We start from the raw sequence: 14,875 nt of genomic DNA, 5'->3' as shown, positions 1-14,875 counted from the left end.
TCGGGTGATTTGTTCGGTTATCGCCCGCGGCTGTCCCAGGGACCCCACCCGTCCCTACAATGCGCGGCCATGTCCAGGCCAGGTGAGAGTGGCGTGCCCCCGGTGCGGCCGATCGTGTACCACCCCGACGCCGAGACCGACCCGTCGTCGTACGAGCGGTACGCCGATCCGGCGGCGGCGCACGGGTGGCAGAACGCGTACGACGAGACCCAGCAGCTGCCGCGGATCGCTCCCGTCGAGGGCGACGTTCCGGCCGGCCGGGCGGAACGCCGGCGCGCCGCGCGCCGGACGGGCGGCCGGCGCTCGCGGCGGGTGGTGGCCGCGGCGGGGGCGGTGGGCGCGGTGTCGCTGGCCGCCCTGGTGGCGGGGGTGTCCCTCACCTCCTCCGGTTCGCCGGCGGGGGTGGAGCAAAGCGAGCACGGGGGTACGCGCTCGGCGTCCGGTGACACGGTGAGCCCGTCGGAGTCCCCGTCCGCGAGCGGCTCCGCCGGGGCCGCGAGCGCGTCCGCGTCGCCGAGCGAGGGTTCGGTGCGGTCCGGGGCCACGGCGTCCGGCTCGCCGCCGGCTTCGTCGTCGGCCGGGGTTGCCGGCAGTCCGGCGGTGAGCGGCTCGACCTCCGCTTCGGCCTCCGGGGCGGCGAAGGGGAAGGCCGGGAAGGGGCGGGGAGCGGGAAAAGGCGGCCGGTAGGCCGGGTGCCTACCGAGTCGGGTGATGCCTCTGTGGACTCCGGTGGCTGAAAGGCGACCCTTGTTCTCTCCTCTGTGTGCACTAACAATGCGCATGACAAAACAGCGGGCGGCCGGAAGATCTCCGGTCGCCTTGTCGTAAGAGGGGACCCCCACATGAGAAAGCCTCTCGTTGCCGTCGTTTTCGCCCTGGCCGTCGCCGGGGCCGGTGCGGCACCCGCGGTCGCGGCACCCGTGAGCGCGGAGCCCGCGGCCAAGGCGCAGACCAAGGCGGCCGCGCCGACGCTCCAGGCGGTCAACCTCGCCGGGACCGTGGCGCTCAGCAACTGTTCGGGATCGGTCATCCGCTTCCCGAACTCCCTGGACACCGACCCCGCACTGGTGCTCAGCAACGGTCACTGCCTGACCTCCGGCTTCCTGGACCCGGGCGAGGTCGTCACCAACCAGACCTCCACCCGTACCTTCGGGCTGCTCAACTCCGCCGGCACGCGGGTCGCGACGCTGCGCGCAAGCAAGCTCGCCTACGCGACGATGACCGACACGGACGTCTCGATCTACCAGCTCACCAGCACCTACGCGACGATCAAGAGCTCCTACGGGATCTCCGCGCTGACCGTGCAGGCCACCCACCCGACCGCCGGCACCGCCATCACCGTGGCGTCCGGCTACTGGAAGACGCTCTACAACTGCAACATCGACGGGTTCGTGTACCGGCTGAAGGAGGGCGACTGGACCTGGAAGGACTCAGTCCGTTACACCTCGGCCTGCCAGACCATCGGCGGCACCTCCGGCTCGCCGGTGATCGACCAGTCCACCGGCAAGGTCGTCGCCGTCAACAACACCGGCAACGAGGACGGCCAGACCTGCACGGAGAACAACCCGTGCGAGGTCGACGCGAGCGGCAACGTCACCGTCCGCGAGGGCATCAACTACGCCCAGGAGATCTACCAGATCCCGGCCTGCTTCACGACCGGCAACCAGCTCAACCTGAACGCGAGCGCCTGCACCCTGCCGAAGCCGTAGGGCACGCGCCGCAGGGTACGCAGGGGCGTTCCGTCACATGGGACTGCGACGGACCGCCCGGCCCGCCAGGGTGTCCGTCCGGCGGCCGTCCTCGATGACGAAACGGCCGTCGACCAGGACGTGGGGGATGCCGGTCGGAGGTGTCCGAGGCTTCTCGAAGGTCGAGCCCGCCGCCACGGTGGCCGGGTCGAAGAGCACGAGGTCCGCCTTGTAGCCCTCGCGGACCAGGCCACGGTCGGGGAGGCGGAGGCGGGCCGCCGGGCGTGAGGTGAGATGGGCTACGCACTCCTCCAGGGAGAGGACACCCAACTCCCTTACGTATCGGCCGAGATAGTGCGGGAACGTGCCGTATGCGCGGGGGTGCGGCTTGGCGCCTCGGAGGATGCCGTCCGAGCCTCCGGTGTGGACCGGATGCCGCATGATCGCCCGCACGTTCTCCTCGTGCCCGACGTGCTGGAGGATCGTCGGGCCGAGCCGGTCGTCCAGGAGGAGCCTGCGGGCGGTGGTCCACGGGGTCTCGCCGCGCGCGTCCGCCGACTGCTGGATCGTACGGCCGACGGCATCCGTGAGCTCCGGCCGCGTCACGCCCGAGATCTCGATCGTGTCCCACTCGACGGGGACGCCGTGGCAGCCGTCGGCGCCGACGGCCTCCATGTGATGGCGGATCCGCTCGGCCGTCGCCTCGTCCGCGAGCCGCCCGAGGGTCTCCTCCGGCCCGCCCTCGCTCGCCCAGCTCGGCAGCAGGGCCACCAGGGTGGTGCAGCCGGGGGTGTAGGGATACGTGTCCAGGCTGATGTCGGCGCCGGCCGCCAGCGCCTCGTCCAGCAGTGCCAGCAGCTCGGGCGCCCGGCCCTTGTTCACGCCGAAGTTCATGGTGGCGTGGGCCAGGTGGAGGGGGCAGTCCGCCTCGCGGGTCAGGGCCACCATCTCCGCGTACGCCTCCAGCGCGCCCGCCCCGTAGGAGCGGTGGTGGGGGCAGTAGTAGCCGCCGTAGCGGGCCACCACCCGGCACAGTTCGGTCAGTTCGGCGCCCTTCGCGTACATCCCGGGCGTGTACGTGAGCCCCGACGACATGCCGACCGCGCCCTGCTCCATCCCCTCCGCGACCAACTGCCGCATGCGGTCCAGCTCCTGGGGTGTCGCCTCGCGGTCCTCCCAGCCGACGGCGAGCGCGCGGACCGTGCCCTGGGGGATCAGATAGGCCGCGTTGACGGCGATGCCCCGGTCCAGGCGGTCCAGGTACTCGCCCACCGAACGCCAGTCGAAGTCGATGTCGTCGCCGTAGCCGTTCCAGCCCGTGATCGCCCGGCGGACCTCTTCCAGCGTGCGGTCGTCGACCGGGGCGTACGACAGTCCGTCCTGGCCGAGGACCTCCAGCGTGACGCCCTGCGCGGCCTTCGCACCGTGGTCCGGGTCGCGGAGCAGGGCCAGGTCGCTGTGGGCGTGCATGTCGATGAAGCCGGGGGAGAGGACGAGCCCTTCCGCGTCCACCTCCCGCCGTGCCATGGGCCGTTGGCAGCCCGCTGCGGCCGCCTCCCGCACGATGGAGACGATCCTGCCGCCGTCGACGACGACATCGGCGCGGTACGACGGCTCGCCGCTGCCGTCCACGACGTCCGCGTCCCGGAAGACGAGCTCCTCCACGACGGGCCTCCTAGAAGAACGTGCGGATGTAGTCGACGACCGTGCCGTCCGCCTCGACCAGCGGGATCAGCTGCCACTTGTCGAAGGACGTGCACGGATGGGACAGCCCCATCCCCAGCCAGTCCCCGACCTCCAGGTCCGCCTCGTCGGTCGTCCGCAGCCACGCGTGCTGGTCGGACAGTCCGGTCACCGAGACGCCGGTCGCCGGGCGCTCGACGCCGTCACGGCGGACCACCTGGGCGAACGGGAGATCGAGGTCGTGCGCCGCGTCCCGCTTGCCCGCGTTGACGAACGCCTGGTCGGCGGAGGGGCGGGAGACGACCTGCGCCCACAGACGGAAGGCCGGCTCCAGGGCGCCCTCCTCGGGGACCCGGTTGAAGGGCGTCAGTCTGCGGTAGTGGCCGTCGTCGTGCGAGACGTACGCGCCCGAACGCAGCAGCTTCAGTACCGGGGAGGAGAGTGCGGGGATCTCGGCGAAGACGCCGGCGACCGCGTCGAACCAGGCGCTGCCGCCCGCGCTGACGACGATCTCCTCCACGCCGGCGAACCGCCCCGCCTTGTCGAAGTCGACGGCGAGCGCCACCAGCCGGAGCAGCCAGGCCCGCACCCGCTCCGGGTCGGCCCGCGGGACCTCGCCCTCGTACCCGGCCACCCCGACCAGCCGCAGGGTGGGGGCCGCCGCCACCGCGTCGGCGACCGCCGCGCACTCCGCCTCCGTACGGACGCCGGTACGGGCGCCCTCGCCCGCCGCCAGCTCCACCACGACCTCCAGGGGGCGGTCCGTGACGCCGCGCAGGGCCGCGTCCATCAGCTCCACCCCCCGAACCGAGTCGACGTAACAGACGAGCCGGAAGTCCGGGTCGGCGGACAGCTGCCCGGCGATCCAGCGCAGCGCAGCCGGGTCCACCACCTCGTTCGCGAGGAACACCCGCTGGATGCCGTACGCCCGGGCCACCCGGACCTGGTGCGGGACGGCGAGGGTGATGCCCCAGGCGCCGTAGTCGATCTGCCGCTGGAAGAGCTGGGGCGCCATGGTCGTCTTGCCGTGCGGGGCGAAGGCGAGGCCGTGGCGGGTCGCGTACGTCTCCATCAGGCGCAGGTTGTGCTCCAGCCGCTCGGCGGAGAGGGCCAGGACGGGGGTGGCGAAGCCGTCGGTGAAGAGATTGCGGCGCTGGGCGGCCAGCGCGGCGACGGTGAGGCCGTCGGCGTCCGGCGGGAGGCCCTTGAAGCGGTGGTCGACATGTTCCTCGGCGAGTCCGGCGAGCGCCTCGGTGCTCATGGAACCTCCCTGATGAGGAGCGTTGCAGTAGGTGCAACGTCCATTGCGTATATCGCTTACTGCTGTCTAACATCTCGGCCAACGCGGGGTCAACGGAGCCGCCTCGACCCCATGGACATCGGAGCCACGACGATCGTGACCGAGACCGGAGCCCGCAACGCCCCCGACGCGGTGGACGTCGTCGCGCTCGGCGAGTCCATGGTCACCTTCCTTCCCTCCCGGCCGGGCCGCCTCGCCGACGTGCCGTCCTTCGACCGGGCCATCGGCGGCGCGGAGTCCAACGTGGCCTGCGTGCTGGCGGCGGCCGGGCACGCAGTGCGCTGGGTCAGCCGGGTGGGGGCGGACGGGTTCGGCGACCATCTCGTCGAGACGATTGCGTCGTACGGGGTGGACGTGACCTCCGTACGGCGGGACGCCGACCGTCCGACCGGCGTCTACTTCCGCACCGCGGGGGACCGGGGCACCGACGCGCACGAGGTGGCCTACTACCGGGCCGGATCGGCTGCTTCCGCGATGTCCGTCGACAACGTGGACCTGGCGGCGGCGCGGTCGGGACGCGTCCTGCACCTGTCGGGGATCACGGCCGCCCTGTCCGAGGACTGTCTGGGGCTGCTGCGCGAGCTCACGGCCCCCCGGCCGGGCCGGCCGCTCGTCTCCTTCGACGTCAACCACCGGCCCCGGCTGTGGACGGACGACACCGGCCCCCAGGTGCTGCTGGAGCCGGCGCGCGGCGCCGACCTCGTCTTCGTCGGCGAGGACGAGGCCGAGGAGGTATGGGGCCTGAGGGGCGTCGACGCCATCCGCACCGCCTTCCCCGGCCCGGAGGTGCTCGTCGTCAAGCAGGGCGAGCGCGGGGCGACCGTCTTCGACAAGGGGAGCGTCCTCCACGTCCCGGCCCCGCGCGTCGACGTCGTCGCCGCCGTCGGGGCCGGCGACGCCTTCGCCGCCGGCTTCCTGTCCGCCACGCTGCGCGGACTGCCGGTGCGCGACCGGCTCCGGCACGGGCATCTGTGGGCCGCCGCCGCCCTCACCGTCCCCGGCGACCTCGCCGTCCCCCCTTCCCGTGACCACGCCGACCGCCTCGCCGCCCTCGACGACACCGCGTGGGGGACACTTCGACTCGGCCCCGGCTGGACGCAAGCCGCAGCGGCCCCGGAGGAGGTACGCACCCCATGAGCCAGACCGTCGACCGAGCCCTGAGCATCCTGCCGCTGCTCGCCGAGGGCCCCGCCGACCTCGGACAGGTCGCCGACCGCCTCGGCGTGCACAAGTCGACCGCCCTGCGGCTGCTGCGCACCCTCCACGAGCACGGACTCGTCTACCGCCAGTCCGACCAGCGCTACCGGCTCGGCGCCCGCCTCTTCGCCCTCGCCCAGGAGGCGATGGAGAACCTCGACATCCGCGAGATCGCCCACCCCCACCTGGTACGGCTGAACGAGCAGTGCGGGCACACCGTGCACCTCGCCGTGTACGAGGAGGGAGAGGTCCTCTACATCGACAAGGTGGAGAGCCGCTACCCGGTGCGGATGTACTCACGGATCGGCAAGCCGGTCGCCATCACGGTCGCCGCCGTCGCCAAGCTGCTCCTGGCCGACCTGCCCGAGGCCGAGCGGCGGGCGGTCGCCGAGAAGCTCGACTACCCCCTCTACACGGCCCGCTCCACTCCCAACGCCCCCGCCTTCCTGCGGGAGTTGGAGAAGGTGCGGGAACAGGGCTGGGCCACCGACCTCGGCGGCCACGAGGAGTCCATCAACTGCGTCGCCGCCCCCATCCGGGGCGCCGACGGCCGGACGGTCGCCGCGATGTCGGTCTCCGCGCCGAACGTCGTCGTCACCGCCGAGGAACTCCTCACCCTCCGCCCGCTGGTGCGCCGTACGGCGGACACGATCAGCGGGGAGTACTCCGGAAGAACGCCAGTGAAGGACGTGAAGGACACCCCGTGACCGAGAAGATCGCGCTCACCCCCAAGACCCACACCACCCCGCCGGCCACGTTCTCCCACGGAGTGCGGAAGGGGAACATCCTGCAGGTCGCCGGCCAGGTCGGCTTCCTCCCCGCCGAGGAGGGCAAGCCTCCGACGCCCGCCGGCCCCACCCTGCGCGAACAGACCCTCCAGACCCTCGCCAACGTCAGGGCGATCCTGGAGGAGGGCGGCGCGAGCTGGGACGACGTGATGATGATCCGTGTCTATCTGACGGACACGGCTCACTTCCCCGAGCTGAACGAGATCTACGACGCCTACTTCGAGGAGCAGGCCCTCACCGCCCCGCCCGCCGCCCGTACGACGGTCTACGTCGGCCTCCCCGCCGGGCTTCTCATCGAGATCGACGCGCTGGCCGTCCTCGGCTGAGACCTCGTCGACTCCCGCACCCCGTACGCCGGTACGGCGCCCCACCGGTGGGCGCCGGGCCGCGATCCCCCCTGCCCAGAAGCACCGTGCACTCACTCAGAGGACCCCCCATTGTCCTATTCCTCACTCGCGGCATCCGCCCCCACCCAGGCCCCGCCCCACACCGGTGGCCTGCTCCTCCTGATCGACGGTACGGCCGGCCTCCTGACGGTCGCCGCCCTCGGTATCGCCCTGCTCCTCTTCCTGATCATCAAGGTCAGGATCCAGCCCTTCGTCGCGCTCCTCGCGGTCTCCATAGCCGTCGGCCTGCTGGCGGGGCTGTCCGTCACGGAGCTCTTCGGCACCGTGCAGCGCTCGGACGCCGTCTCCACCATCGAGTCCGGGATGGGCGGCATCCTCGGCCATGTCGCGATCATCATCGGCCTGGGCACCATGCTGGGCGCGGTGCTCGAAGTCAGCGGCGGGGCGGAGGTGCTGGCGTCGAGGCTGCTGGGCCTCTTCGGCGAGAAGCGGGCCCCGCTGGCCATGGGCCTCACCGGCCTGATCTTCGGCATTCCGGTCTTCTTCGACGTGGGCATCTTCGTCCTCGCCCCGATCGTCTACGCGGCCGCCAAACGCGGCGGCAGGTCGATCCTCCTCTACTGTCTGCCGCTGCTGGCGGGCCTGTCGATGACCCACGCCTTCCTGCCCCCGCACCCCGGGCCGGTCGCGGCCGCCGGTCTCCTCCACGTGGACCTCGGCTGGGTCATCCTCATGGGTGTCGTCTGCGGCATCCCGGCGGTGCTGGCGGCGTGGGCGTTCTCGGCGTGGATCGGGCGGCGCCTCTTCGTCGCCGTACCGCAGGACATGGTCGAGGCGGCGGCGGAGGCGAAGCAGGCGGTCGTCGACGAGCAGCGCGCGCAGGGAGTGGTCCCGCGTGAGGACCCGGTGCCGCTGGGCACGGTCCTCGGCATCATCGGCACACCGCTGCTGCTCATCCTGGCGGCCACCTTCTCCTCGATCGCCCTGGACCCCTCCACGGGCCGCTCGGTGATCGAGTTCTTCGGCCATCCGTTCGTGGCCCTCACCATCGCCCTGCTGCTCGCCTACTACCTCCTCGGCATCCGGCGCGGCTGGTCCCGCAAGTCCCTGGAGACGGTGTCCACCGCGTCGTTGAAGCCGGTCGGCAACATCCTGCTGGTCGTCGGCGCGGGCGGGATCTTCGGCGCCGTCCTGAAGGCGAGCGGGGTGGCACAGGCCCTGTCGGACACCTTCAACGACGTCGGGCTGCCGGTGATCGTGCTGTCGTACCTGATCTCCGTGGTGCTGCGCGTCGCCCAGGGCTCGGCGACGGTGGCGATCGTGACGACGGCGGGCATCGTGGCACCGCTCCTGGCGGAGGGTCACCACTCCCAGGCCTTCGTCGCCCTCGTCATCATGGCCATCTCGGCGGGGTCCATTTTCGCCTCGCACGTCAACGACGGCGGCTTCTGGATGGTGGCGAAATACTTCGGCATCACCGAGCGGGACACCCTGAAGACCTGGACCGTGCTGGAGACGGTGCTGTCGGTGGTGGGGTTCGCGGTGGCGGCCGTATTGAGCCTCTTCGTGTAGGTCTCCGGTAACGAAGTAGGGGCTGGCTGTGTCCGGCACAGGATCTTCGACCATACTGCCCGCTGTGGAGCAGCGCATAGGTTCGAGCAGCCAGCCCCTGGAGGGCGCCGGATTCGACCCGGCATTCATCCCCGGGCTCACGTCGCCCGTGACCGCGGAGCCGGAGGAGGCGAAGGCGGCCGAGGAGGCCGCGGACGTCGAGGACGGCGACGACGTCCAGGACACGGTCGTCGAGGCCGGGGCGGAGGAGACTCCCGCCGAGGAGGAGGCGGACGAGTCCCCCGACGGGCCCGTCTTCGAGGCCTCCGATCGGCGGGCGCGGATCACCGCCGACGCCAAGGGCGTCCGGCTCCGGCTCGACGAGGAGGCGTGCGAGTTCCGTTGGGACGAGATCGGCGCGATCGAGACGGAGGCACCGCGCTTCGGCAAGCGGTTCACGATCACGGTGCACACCCCTGACCGCCGCTGGTACCCGATCGAGATCGAGGCGACGGCCAGGGCGCGCTTCAAGGAGTGGGAGGACCAGCTGGACGCGGTCCTGGACGCCTACTTCGAAGAAGGCGACGCCGAGGACGAGGACGCCGACCGGCCGGACGGGTCCTAGCCGCAGTACTGGGTCGCTTTCCCGATCGACCGGTACATGCAGTCAGCGTTCTCCAGCAACTGCAGCACCGCATCACGGTTGCGGGACGTCTCCCGCTCGATCACCTCGTCGGGCGGGTAGAACCCACCCCCGGAGCTGGACGCCGGATACATCTCGAAGGTGTACGAGAAGATCTTCTGCGTACCCCAGAGGTAGTCGTCGATCGACCCGTCGGTGATGTACAGGTCGCTGGACTGCTCCGCGGTGTACCCGTTGCTCGCGGCCATCTTCTGCCCGACAGCCTTGAACGCGGCGTTGTCGTCGGCCGTCATCCCGGTGGCCGTGTCGGCGGTGGTGTAGCCGAACGGCCACAGCACCAGCTGGCTGTAGGTGTGGAAGTCGATCCCGGCGGTGATCTGCTGCTTGCCGCCCACGACCCGGCTGCGCACGAAGTCGGCGACGACCTTCACCTCCGGCGCGGACTCGGCCGCCGAACCCCGGTAGGTCTCGGAGGACGTGGAGCCCGAGGAGCCGCCGCAGCAGCCCCACCGGTAGTTCCAGTTCCGGTTGAGGTCCGTACCGACGTACGAGGAACCCGAGTTGGGCTGGCGGTTCTTGCGCCACGAGCGGTAGGAGCCGGTGGCGATGTCGTACTCGCCGCCGTCCGGGTTGAGGTCGGGGACGATCCAGATCTCGCGGCCGTTGACCATGCTGGTGACGCGGGAGTCGGAGCCGTACCCGGCGCCCAGCTCGCGGATCAGGTACAGGGCCATCTCGACGGTGAGGTGCTCACGGGCGTGCTGGTGGTGGGTGAACAGCACCTCCGGCTCGGCCTCGTCGGTGCCGACGTTGTCGCTGATCTTGATGGCGACGATGTCCCGGCCGCTGTACGACTTTCCGATGACCCGCTTGCTCATGATGCCCGGGTAGGCGGCGATGCGCTGGTCGATCTCCGACGTCATCTCGGCGTAGTTGTGGTACTTGGAGTCGGCGGTCGGGAAGTCGTAGAGCCGCACCTCGCTCTCGGCGAGGCGGTCGGGGGCGGAGCCCAGCAGGGTGACCTCGTAGCCCTGCGCGCGCAGCTTCTTGACCTGGTCCGCCCGCCCGGAGACGACCACGGTCTCCTCGTCGGCCTCGTCGACGCTCACCCCGGCCTGGGCGATGGCGGTGCGGGTGAGGGGGGTGCTGTGGTCGACGTGGATCTCGTACTGACGGATGTCGTCGGCCGAGGAGGACGCCTTCGGGGCGCTGTCGGCCGAGGCGTCGGTGACCGCCGAGACGGGTGCCGCGAGGGCGAGGGCCAGCAGGGCGGCGAGGCCGGCGGTCCGTCTGCCGCTGCGGGCGCGGGTCGCGCCGGCGCCTGAGCCGCGGATGCGAAGTCGCATGAAGTCTCCTTGTGGGAGGGATGTGGGGGGTCGTCACTTCGTGCTGTGCGCTTGCTGTGTGCGGCGGTGCGGTGCCGCTCATGGTCCGAGGTTGGCATGGTCAGGTCAATAGGCGACAAGGAGTCGCTGGCCTGAATCATGCGGAACGCGGCGGCTGGTAGGGCGGCGCAGTGTACGCATGGGCGTGTCGCCGGGGGCAGTCCTCCGTGAAGTGCACCCGGGGGAGTGAGGGTGAGGTGCACATATGTGCATTCCGGGGAAGCCTGGGGGTCCGCACGAACGCACCACCCAGAGGACTGGCTGATCATGGGCGGATCAGCGCCACGCCGGGAGAGTCACCTGCCGGTGGAGACGACCAGCTTCGTCGACCGGCGGAGCGAACTGGCCGAAGGGCGCGAACTGTTGGCCAGGGCGAGACTGGTGACCCTGACGGGCCCGGGCGGTGTGGGCAAGACCCGCCTGGCCGGCCGGATCGCCGCCCGGGTCGAACGCGCCTTCCCCGACGGCGTCCGCTTCGTCTCCCTCTCCGGCGTGCACGACCCCGCCCTGGTCCCGCTGGCCGTGGCCGGCGCACTCGGCCTGCACGACTACTCCGAACGACCGGCGCTGGAGGCGCTGGTGGAGCGGGTACGGGAGCGGCGCCTGCTGCTGGTCATGGACAACTGCGAACACCTGCTGACCGCCTGCGCCGCGCTGGCCGGCGCCCTCCTGCACGGCACGGCCGGCATCCGCCTCCTCGCCACCAGCCGCCACCGTCTGGGCCTCACCGAGGAACACCTCATGGAGGTACGGCCGCTGCCGGTCCCCGACCCGGACGGTGACCTCACCGCCGCCGACGGCTACCCGGCGCTCGCCCTCTTCGCCGACCGGGCCGCCGCGGTGGTCCCCGGCTTCCGCCTCACGGCGGCCAACCGCGCCTCCGTCGCCCGCCTCTGCCGCCGCCTCGACGGGCTCCCCCTCGCCATCGAACTCGCCGCCGTCCGGATGCGTGCGCTCGACGTCCACCAGCTCCTCACCCGTCTCGACGACCGCTACCGCCTCCTGACCGGCGGCAGCCCGGCCGTCCTGCCCCGCCACCAGACCCTGCGGGCGGCGGTCGACTGGAGCCACGACCTGTGCGACGAGCGGGAACAAGCCGTGTGGGCGCGGCTGTCGGTGCTGGCGGGGAGCTTCGACCTGGAGACGGCGGAGGCGGTCTGCGCGGGACCGCCGGAGGGCTCCACCCCCCGGGCCCCCGGGCCCGTGCCCACCCCCCGGAAGAGGTCCCCCCGTCCAGCCGGCCCCGCCCTGCACCACCACGACATCCTCGACGCCGTCGCCGGGCTCGTCGACAAGTCGGTGCTGTGCCGGGAAGCGGGCCCGGACGGGGGACTCCGGTACCGGCTGCTCGACACCCTGCGGCACTACGGGCTGGAGCGGCTGCGGGAAACCCCGGGCGAGGAGCGCGCCGCCCGGACCCGGCACCGGGACTGGATGCAGCAACGGGCCGCCACCTGTGAACGCGACTGGTTCGGCCCCGGCCAGCCCGTCATCGTCGCCCGCCTCCGCGCCGACCAGGACAACCTCCGAGCCGCCCTCGACTTCAGCCTCACCACCCCCGGCGAGGCCCACGCCGGCCTCCGCCTCGCCGGCACCCTGTGGTTCCACTGGCACGCCTGCGGAGCCCCCCGGGAGGGCCGCTACTGGCTCGACCGCGCCCTCGACGCCAACCCCGAACCCACCCCCGAACGGGCCCGCGCCCTCTGGGCGGCCGGCCTCCTCGCCGGCTGCCCCGAGGACCTCACCCGCGGCCTCCGCCGCGCCGAGGAGGCCCGCGACCTCGCCCACCGTCTCGGCGACCAGGCCGAGGAGGCCCACGCCGACTACGCCATCGGCGTGATACGCCTCTTCGGCGACGACCTCCCCGGCGCCCTCACCCACTTCCGCACCGCCGTCGCCCGCGGCCGGGTGCCCGGCCAGCACCTCAGCCTCCTCGGCCTCGACCACGTCGAACTCGCCTGTGCCCTGGCCTACCTGGGCCATGCCGACGAGGCCATCGAGGTCTGCGAGCAGACCCGCCGGCTGTGCGCGGCACACGGCGAGCAGTGGGTGCTGTCGTACACGGAGCGCATCCTCGCCCTCGCCCACACCGTGAAGGGGGACGGGGAGCGGGCGGAGGCGCACGCCCGTGAGGCCCTGCGTCTCAAGCTGGCGGTGCACGACGTCCTCGGCATGGGCCTCACCCTCGATCTGCTGGCCCGGATCGCCGCCGACCGCGGCGCGCACGACCGCGCGGCCCTCCTGCTCGGCGGCGCCGACCGGGCGTGGGCGGACGTGGACCGCGACCGCTGGGGCTCGGCCTGCCTCAACGCCACCCGCCGCGCCGCCGAGGACCGCGTCCGCGAGGCGGTCGGCCCCGCCGCCTTCCGCCGGGCCTACGACCGCGGCGCCGCCCTCGCCCTTCCCGCCCTCGCCGGCCACGTACTGGCACCGGCCGCCTCCGCGAGCGGGACCGGGACCGGGACGGCGTCCGAGGTTCCGGCCGTCCGCCTCACCCGCCGGGAGGCCCAGGTCGCCGAACTCGTCGCCGAGGGACTCGCCAACCAGCAGATCGCCGACCGCCTGGTGATCGCCCGCCGCACCGCCGAAGGACATGTCGAACGCATCCTCAGCAAGCTCGGCTTCAGCAACCGCAGCCAGATCGCCGCCTGGGTCGCGGCCCAACGCTGACGCAGGCATCAACTCCACCACCACCCGACCCATGGGGGATCCATGACCGCTCAGCCCTCGCCCTCCCTCTCCCCGGGGACGTTCGACCACCGCATGACCGTCTTCGGCACCGACGAGGACTTCGTCGCCGCCGCCCTCCCCTTCCTCGCCGAGGGCCTCGCCGCCCCCGACGAGCCACCGCCGACGGCGATCCTCGCCCCGGACAAACTGGACCTCCTGCGCGACGCCCTCGGCGCGGACACCCGGCACGTCGGTCTCCTCCCGCACACCGACTGGTACACCGGCTCCGCCGCCAACGCCGTGGCCCGGGCCGCCGCCCACCTCGCCGGACACTCCGGCCCCGGCGGCCGCGCCCACCTCCTCATGGAACCGGTGTGGAACGGCCGCGCCGGCCGCTCCCCGCGCGAGAGCGCCGAGTGGATCCGCTACGAGGCGCTCGCCAACCTCCTCTTCGCCTCCAGCGCGACCACGGCGATGTGCGTCTACGACACCCGTACCGCGGGCGCGGTCCTCATCGAGGCGGCCCGCCGCGCCCACCCCGACTCGGGCGTGTACGAGGACCCGGTGCGGATCGCCGCCGAGCTGGACGCCGTACCCCTGCCGCCCACCCCGTCCGACGCGCAGCGGCTCACCGAACCGGCGCCCGAGGCGGTCCGGGCCTGGGCGATCGGGCACGGTCTGGGCGTCGCCGACGCGGAGTCGTTCGTCACGGCCGTCACCGAGGCGGCCTCCCTCGGGCAGGTCACCGGCGCCCTGCTGTGGGGCGAGGCGCCCGGCTGCGTCTGCGAACTCACCCTGGCCGAGCGGATCGACGACCCCCTCGTCGGCTTCGTCCCGCCACCGGCCACCGGGCCGGCGCCCGGCCAGGGGCTCTGGTACGCCCGCCAGGTGTGCGCGTACGTGGACGTCCGTGACGCGGCCGGCGGGGGTACGGCCGTACGCCTGCAGTACGCGTGAGCCCACCCCCGGGAGCGGTGCGGGTACGGAATCGGGTAGTCCTCCCCGTACGCGTGCGGGCCGGGGAGGACATGCTGAAGCCATGGCCATGCTGCGACTCTCCGGGGGAGGACCCCGCCCGGACCCCGCCTTCCGCTACGGTGCCTACCCCCAGCCGCCGATGGGGGCGGGCCACTGGAGCACCGAGTACGACTCCCGGCCCGCCGCCGTCCGCGAGGCCCGGGCGCAGGTGCGGGGGCGGCTGGAGGACTGGGGGCTCGCCGACCGGGCCGGGCTGGTGGACACGGCCGCACTGCTCGTGAGCGAGCTGGCCACGAGTTCCGTGCTGGACGCGGGCAGCCGCTTCCGGCTGACGCTGACCGCCGCGCACGGGATCCTGCGCTGCGAGGTCACCGACACCGGCCGGCGCGTGGGGCCGGCGGGCGGACCGGGACGGTTCCTGGTCGACGCGCTCGCCCGGCGCTGGGGCTGTTACCGGGACGGTCCGGGCAGAACCGTGTGGTTCGAACTCGGCACCTGCGCCTGCGAGTAGCTCCCCCGGTCCGGCCACGGCGGCCCGCCCAGCGGCACCGGGCCTGCTCGGGCCGCGGGTTCGCCCCGGCCGGTCGGGCCCACGCGGCGCAGCCGCACATCGGTACAGCCCCGCGGCCCTTCGGGGGAGGTCGG

At 72.5% G+C, this 14,875-nt stretch carries 13 protein-coding genes; 10 read left to right on the top strand and 3 right to left on the bottom strand.

All coding sequences use genetic code 11. From position 1 onward, the window contains the following. Window positions 1-69: 69 nt before the first annotated feature. Both ACIBVL_RS39345 and ACIBVL_RS39340 read left to right on the top strand, forming a co-directional pair. Window positions 70-687 (top strand): hypothetical protein, encoded by a 618-nt coding sequence (locus tag ACIBVL_RS39345; RefSeq protein WP_399105373.1) that lies wholly within the window; start codon window positions 70-72, stop codon window positions 685-687. Between the two features lie 155 nt (window positions 688-842). Further along, window positions 843-1,709 carry a serine protease gene (locus ACIBVL_RS39340; RefSeq protein WP_399105371.1) on the top strand — a complete coding sequence of 289 codons (867 nt, stop codon included), beginning with the start codon at window positions 843-845 and terminating at the stop codon, window positions 1,707-1,709. Window positions 1,710-1,742: 33 nt separating this feature from the next. Here the strand turns inward: ACIBVL_RS39340 and ACIBVL_RS39335 are convergent, their stop codons facing one another. Both ACIBVL_RS39335 and ACIBVL_RS39330 read right to left on the bottom strand, forming a co-directional pair. Further along, on the bottom strand, window positions 1,743-3,353 hold the full coding sequence (locus ACIBVL_RS39335; protein ID WP_399105369.1) for an amidohydrolase family protein: 1,611 nt from the start codon (window positions 3,351-3,353) through the stop codon (window positions 1,743-1,745). Window positions 3,354-3,363: 10 nt separating this feature from the next. After that, window positions 3,364-4,632: an amino acid deaminase gene (locus ACIBVL_RS39330; RefSeq protein WP_399105367.1), complete on the bottom strand. Its 1,269-nt coding sequence runs from the start codon at window positions 4,630-4,632 to the stop codon at window positions 3,364-3,366. A 111-nt stretch (window positions 4,633-4,743) separates the two neighbouring features. Here ACIBVL_RS39330 and ACIBVL_RS39325 point away from each other — a divergent pair, with 111 nt between their 5' ends. From ACIBVL_RS39325 to ACIBVL_RS39305, 5 genes are all read left to right on the top strand, one after another. Further along, window positions 4,744-5,808 (top strand): sugar kinase, encoded by a 1,065-nt coding sequence (locus ACIBVL_RS39325; protein WP_399105365.1) that lies wholly within the window; start codon window positions 4,744-4,746, stop codon window positions 5,806-5,808. Continuing rightward, on the top strand, window positions 5,805-6,575 hold the full coding sequence (locus ACIBVL_RS39320) for an IclR family transcriptional regulator (protein WP_399105363.1): 771 nt from the start codon (window positions 5,805-5,807) through the stop codon (window positions 6,573-6,575). Before ACIBVL_RS39325 ends, ACIBVL_RS39320 begins: the two co-directional genes overlap by 4 nt. Next, window positions 6,572-6,982: a RidA family protein gene (locus tag ACIBVL_RS39315; RefSeq protein WP_399105361.1), complete on the top strand. Its 411-nt coding sequence runs from the start codon at window positions 6,572-6,574 to the stop codon at window positions 6,980-6,982. Before ACIBVL_RS39320 ends, ACIBVL_RS39315 begins: the two co-directional genes overlap by 4 nt. A 111-nt stretch (window positions 6,983-7,093) precedes the next feature. Beyond that, on the top strand, window positions 7,094-8,575 hold the full coding sequence (locus ACIBVL_RS39310) for a GntP family permease (RefSeq protein WP_399105359.1): 1,482 nt from the start codon (window positions 7,094-7,096) through the stop codon (window positions 8,573-8,575). A 64-nt stretch (window positions 8,576-8,639) separates the two neighbouring features. Next, window positions 8,640-9,179 (top strand): hypothetical protein, encoded by a 540-nt coding sequence (locus ACIBVL_RS39305; RefSeq protein WP_399105357.1) that lies wholly within the window; start codon window positions 8,640-8,642, stop codon window positions 9,177-9,179. On the opposite strand, the gene ACIBVL_RS39300 is transcribed toward ACIBVL_RS39305, so the two are convergent. Then, complete coding sequence (locus ACIBVL_RS39300; RefSeq protein ID WP_399105355.1) at window positions 9,176-10,543, bottom strand: M14 family metallopeptidase; 1,368 nt, start codon at window positions 10,541-10,543, stop codon at window positions 9,176-9,178. The genes ACIBVL_RS39305 and ACIBVL_RS39300 overlap by 4 nt on opposite strands. 306 nt (window positions 10,544-10,849) lie before the next feature. Here ACIBVL_RS39300 and ACIBVL_RS39295 point away from each other — a divergent pair, with 306 nt between their 5' ends. The 3 genes from ACIBVL_RS39295 (at window position 10,850) to ACIBVL_RS39285 (ending at window position 14,741) form a co-directional block, all read left to right on the top strand. Further along, complete coding sequence (locus tag ACIBVL_RS39295) at window positions 10,850-13,252, top strand: ATP-binding protein (RefSeq protein WP_399105353.1); 2,403 nt, start codon at window positions 10,850-10,852, stop codon at window positions 13,250-13,252. 42 nt (window positions 13,253-13,294) lie between these two features. Beyond that, on the top strand, window positions 13,295-14,209 hold the full coding sequence (locus tag ACIBVL_RS39290) for an anti-sigma factor RsbA family regulatory protein (protein ID WP_399105351.1): 915 nt from the start codon (window positions 13,295-13,297) through the stop codon (window positions 14,207-14,209). An 82-nt stretch (window positions 14,210-14,291) separates the two neighbouring features. Next, window positions 14,292-14,741, top strand: coding sequence for an ATP-binding protein (locus tag ACIBVL_RS39285; RefSeq protein WP_399105349.1), 450 nt, complete (start codon window positions 14,292-14,294; stop codon window positions 14,739-14,741). Window positions 14,742-14,875: the final 134 nt, after the last annotated feature.

The organism is Streptomyces sp. NPDC049687, from assembly GCF_044465285.1.
Taxonomy (GTDB): domain Bacteria; phylum Actinomycetota; class Actinomycetes; order Streptomycetales; family Streptomycetaceae; genus Streptomyces.
Note: the sequence above shows the minus strand (reverse complement) of the source record. Positions and strands in the feature narration are given on the sequence as shown.

Excerpts from the sequence above, each read along its gene's own strand:
- ACIBVL_RS39320 (WP_399105363.1), top strand. The coding sequence starts at position 5,805 with ATGAGCCAGACCGTCGACCGAGCCCTGAGCATCCTGCCGCTGCTCGCC.
- ACIBVL_RS39290 (WP_399105351.1), top strand. The coding sequence starts at position 13,295 with ATGACCGCTCAGCCCTCGCCCTCCCTCTCCCCGGGGACGTTCGACCAC.
- ACIBVL_RS39295 (WP_399105353.1), top strand. The coding sequence starts at position 10,850 with ATGGGCGGATCAGCGCCACGCCGGGAGAGTCACCTGCCGGTGGAGACG.
- ACIBVL_RS39325 (WP_399105365.1), top strand. The coding sequence starts at position 4,744 with ATGGACATCGGAGCCACGACGATCGTGACCGAGACCGGAGCCCGCAAC.
- ACIBVL_RS39345 (WP_399105373.1), top strand. The coding sequence starts at position 70 with ATGTCCAGGCCAGGTGAGAGTGGCGTGCCCCCGGTGCGGCCGATCGTG.
- ACIBVL_RS39300 (WP_399105355.1), bottom strand. The coding sequence starts at position 10,543 with ATGCGACTTCGCATCCGCGGCTCAGGCGCCGGCGCGACCCGCGCCCGC.
- ACIBVL_RS39330 (WP_399105367.1), bottom strand. The coding sequence starts at position 4,632 with ATGAGCACCGAGGCGCTCGCCGGACTCGCCGAGGAACATGTCGACCAC.
- ACIBVL_RS39285 (WP_399105349.1), top strand. The coding sequence starts at position 14,292 with ATGGCCATGCTGCGACTCTCCGGGGGAGGACCCCGCCCGGACCCCGCC.
- ACIBVL_RS39340 (WP_399105371.1), top strand. The coding sequence starts at position 843 with ATGAGAAAGCCTCTCGTTGCCGTCGTTTTCGCCCTGGCCGTCGCCGGG.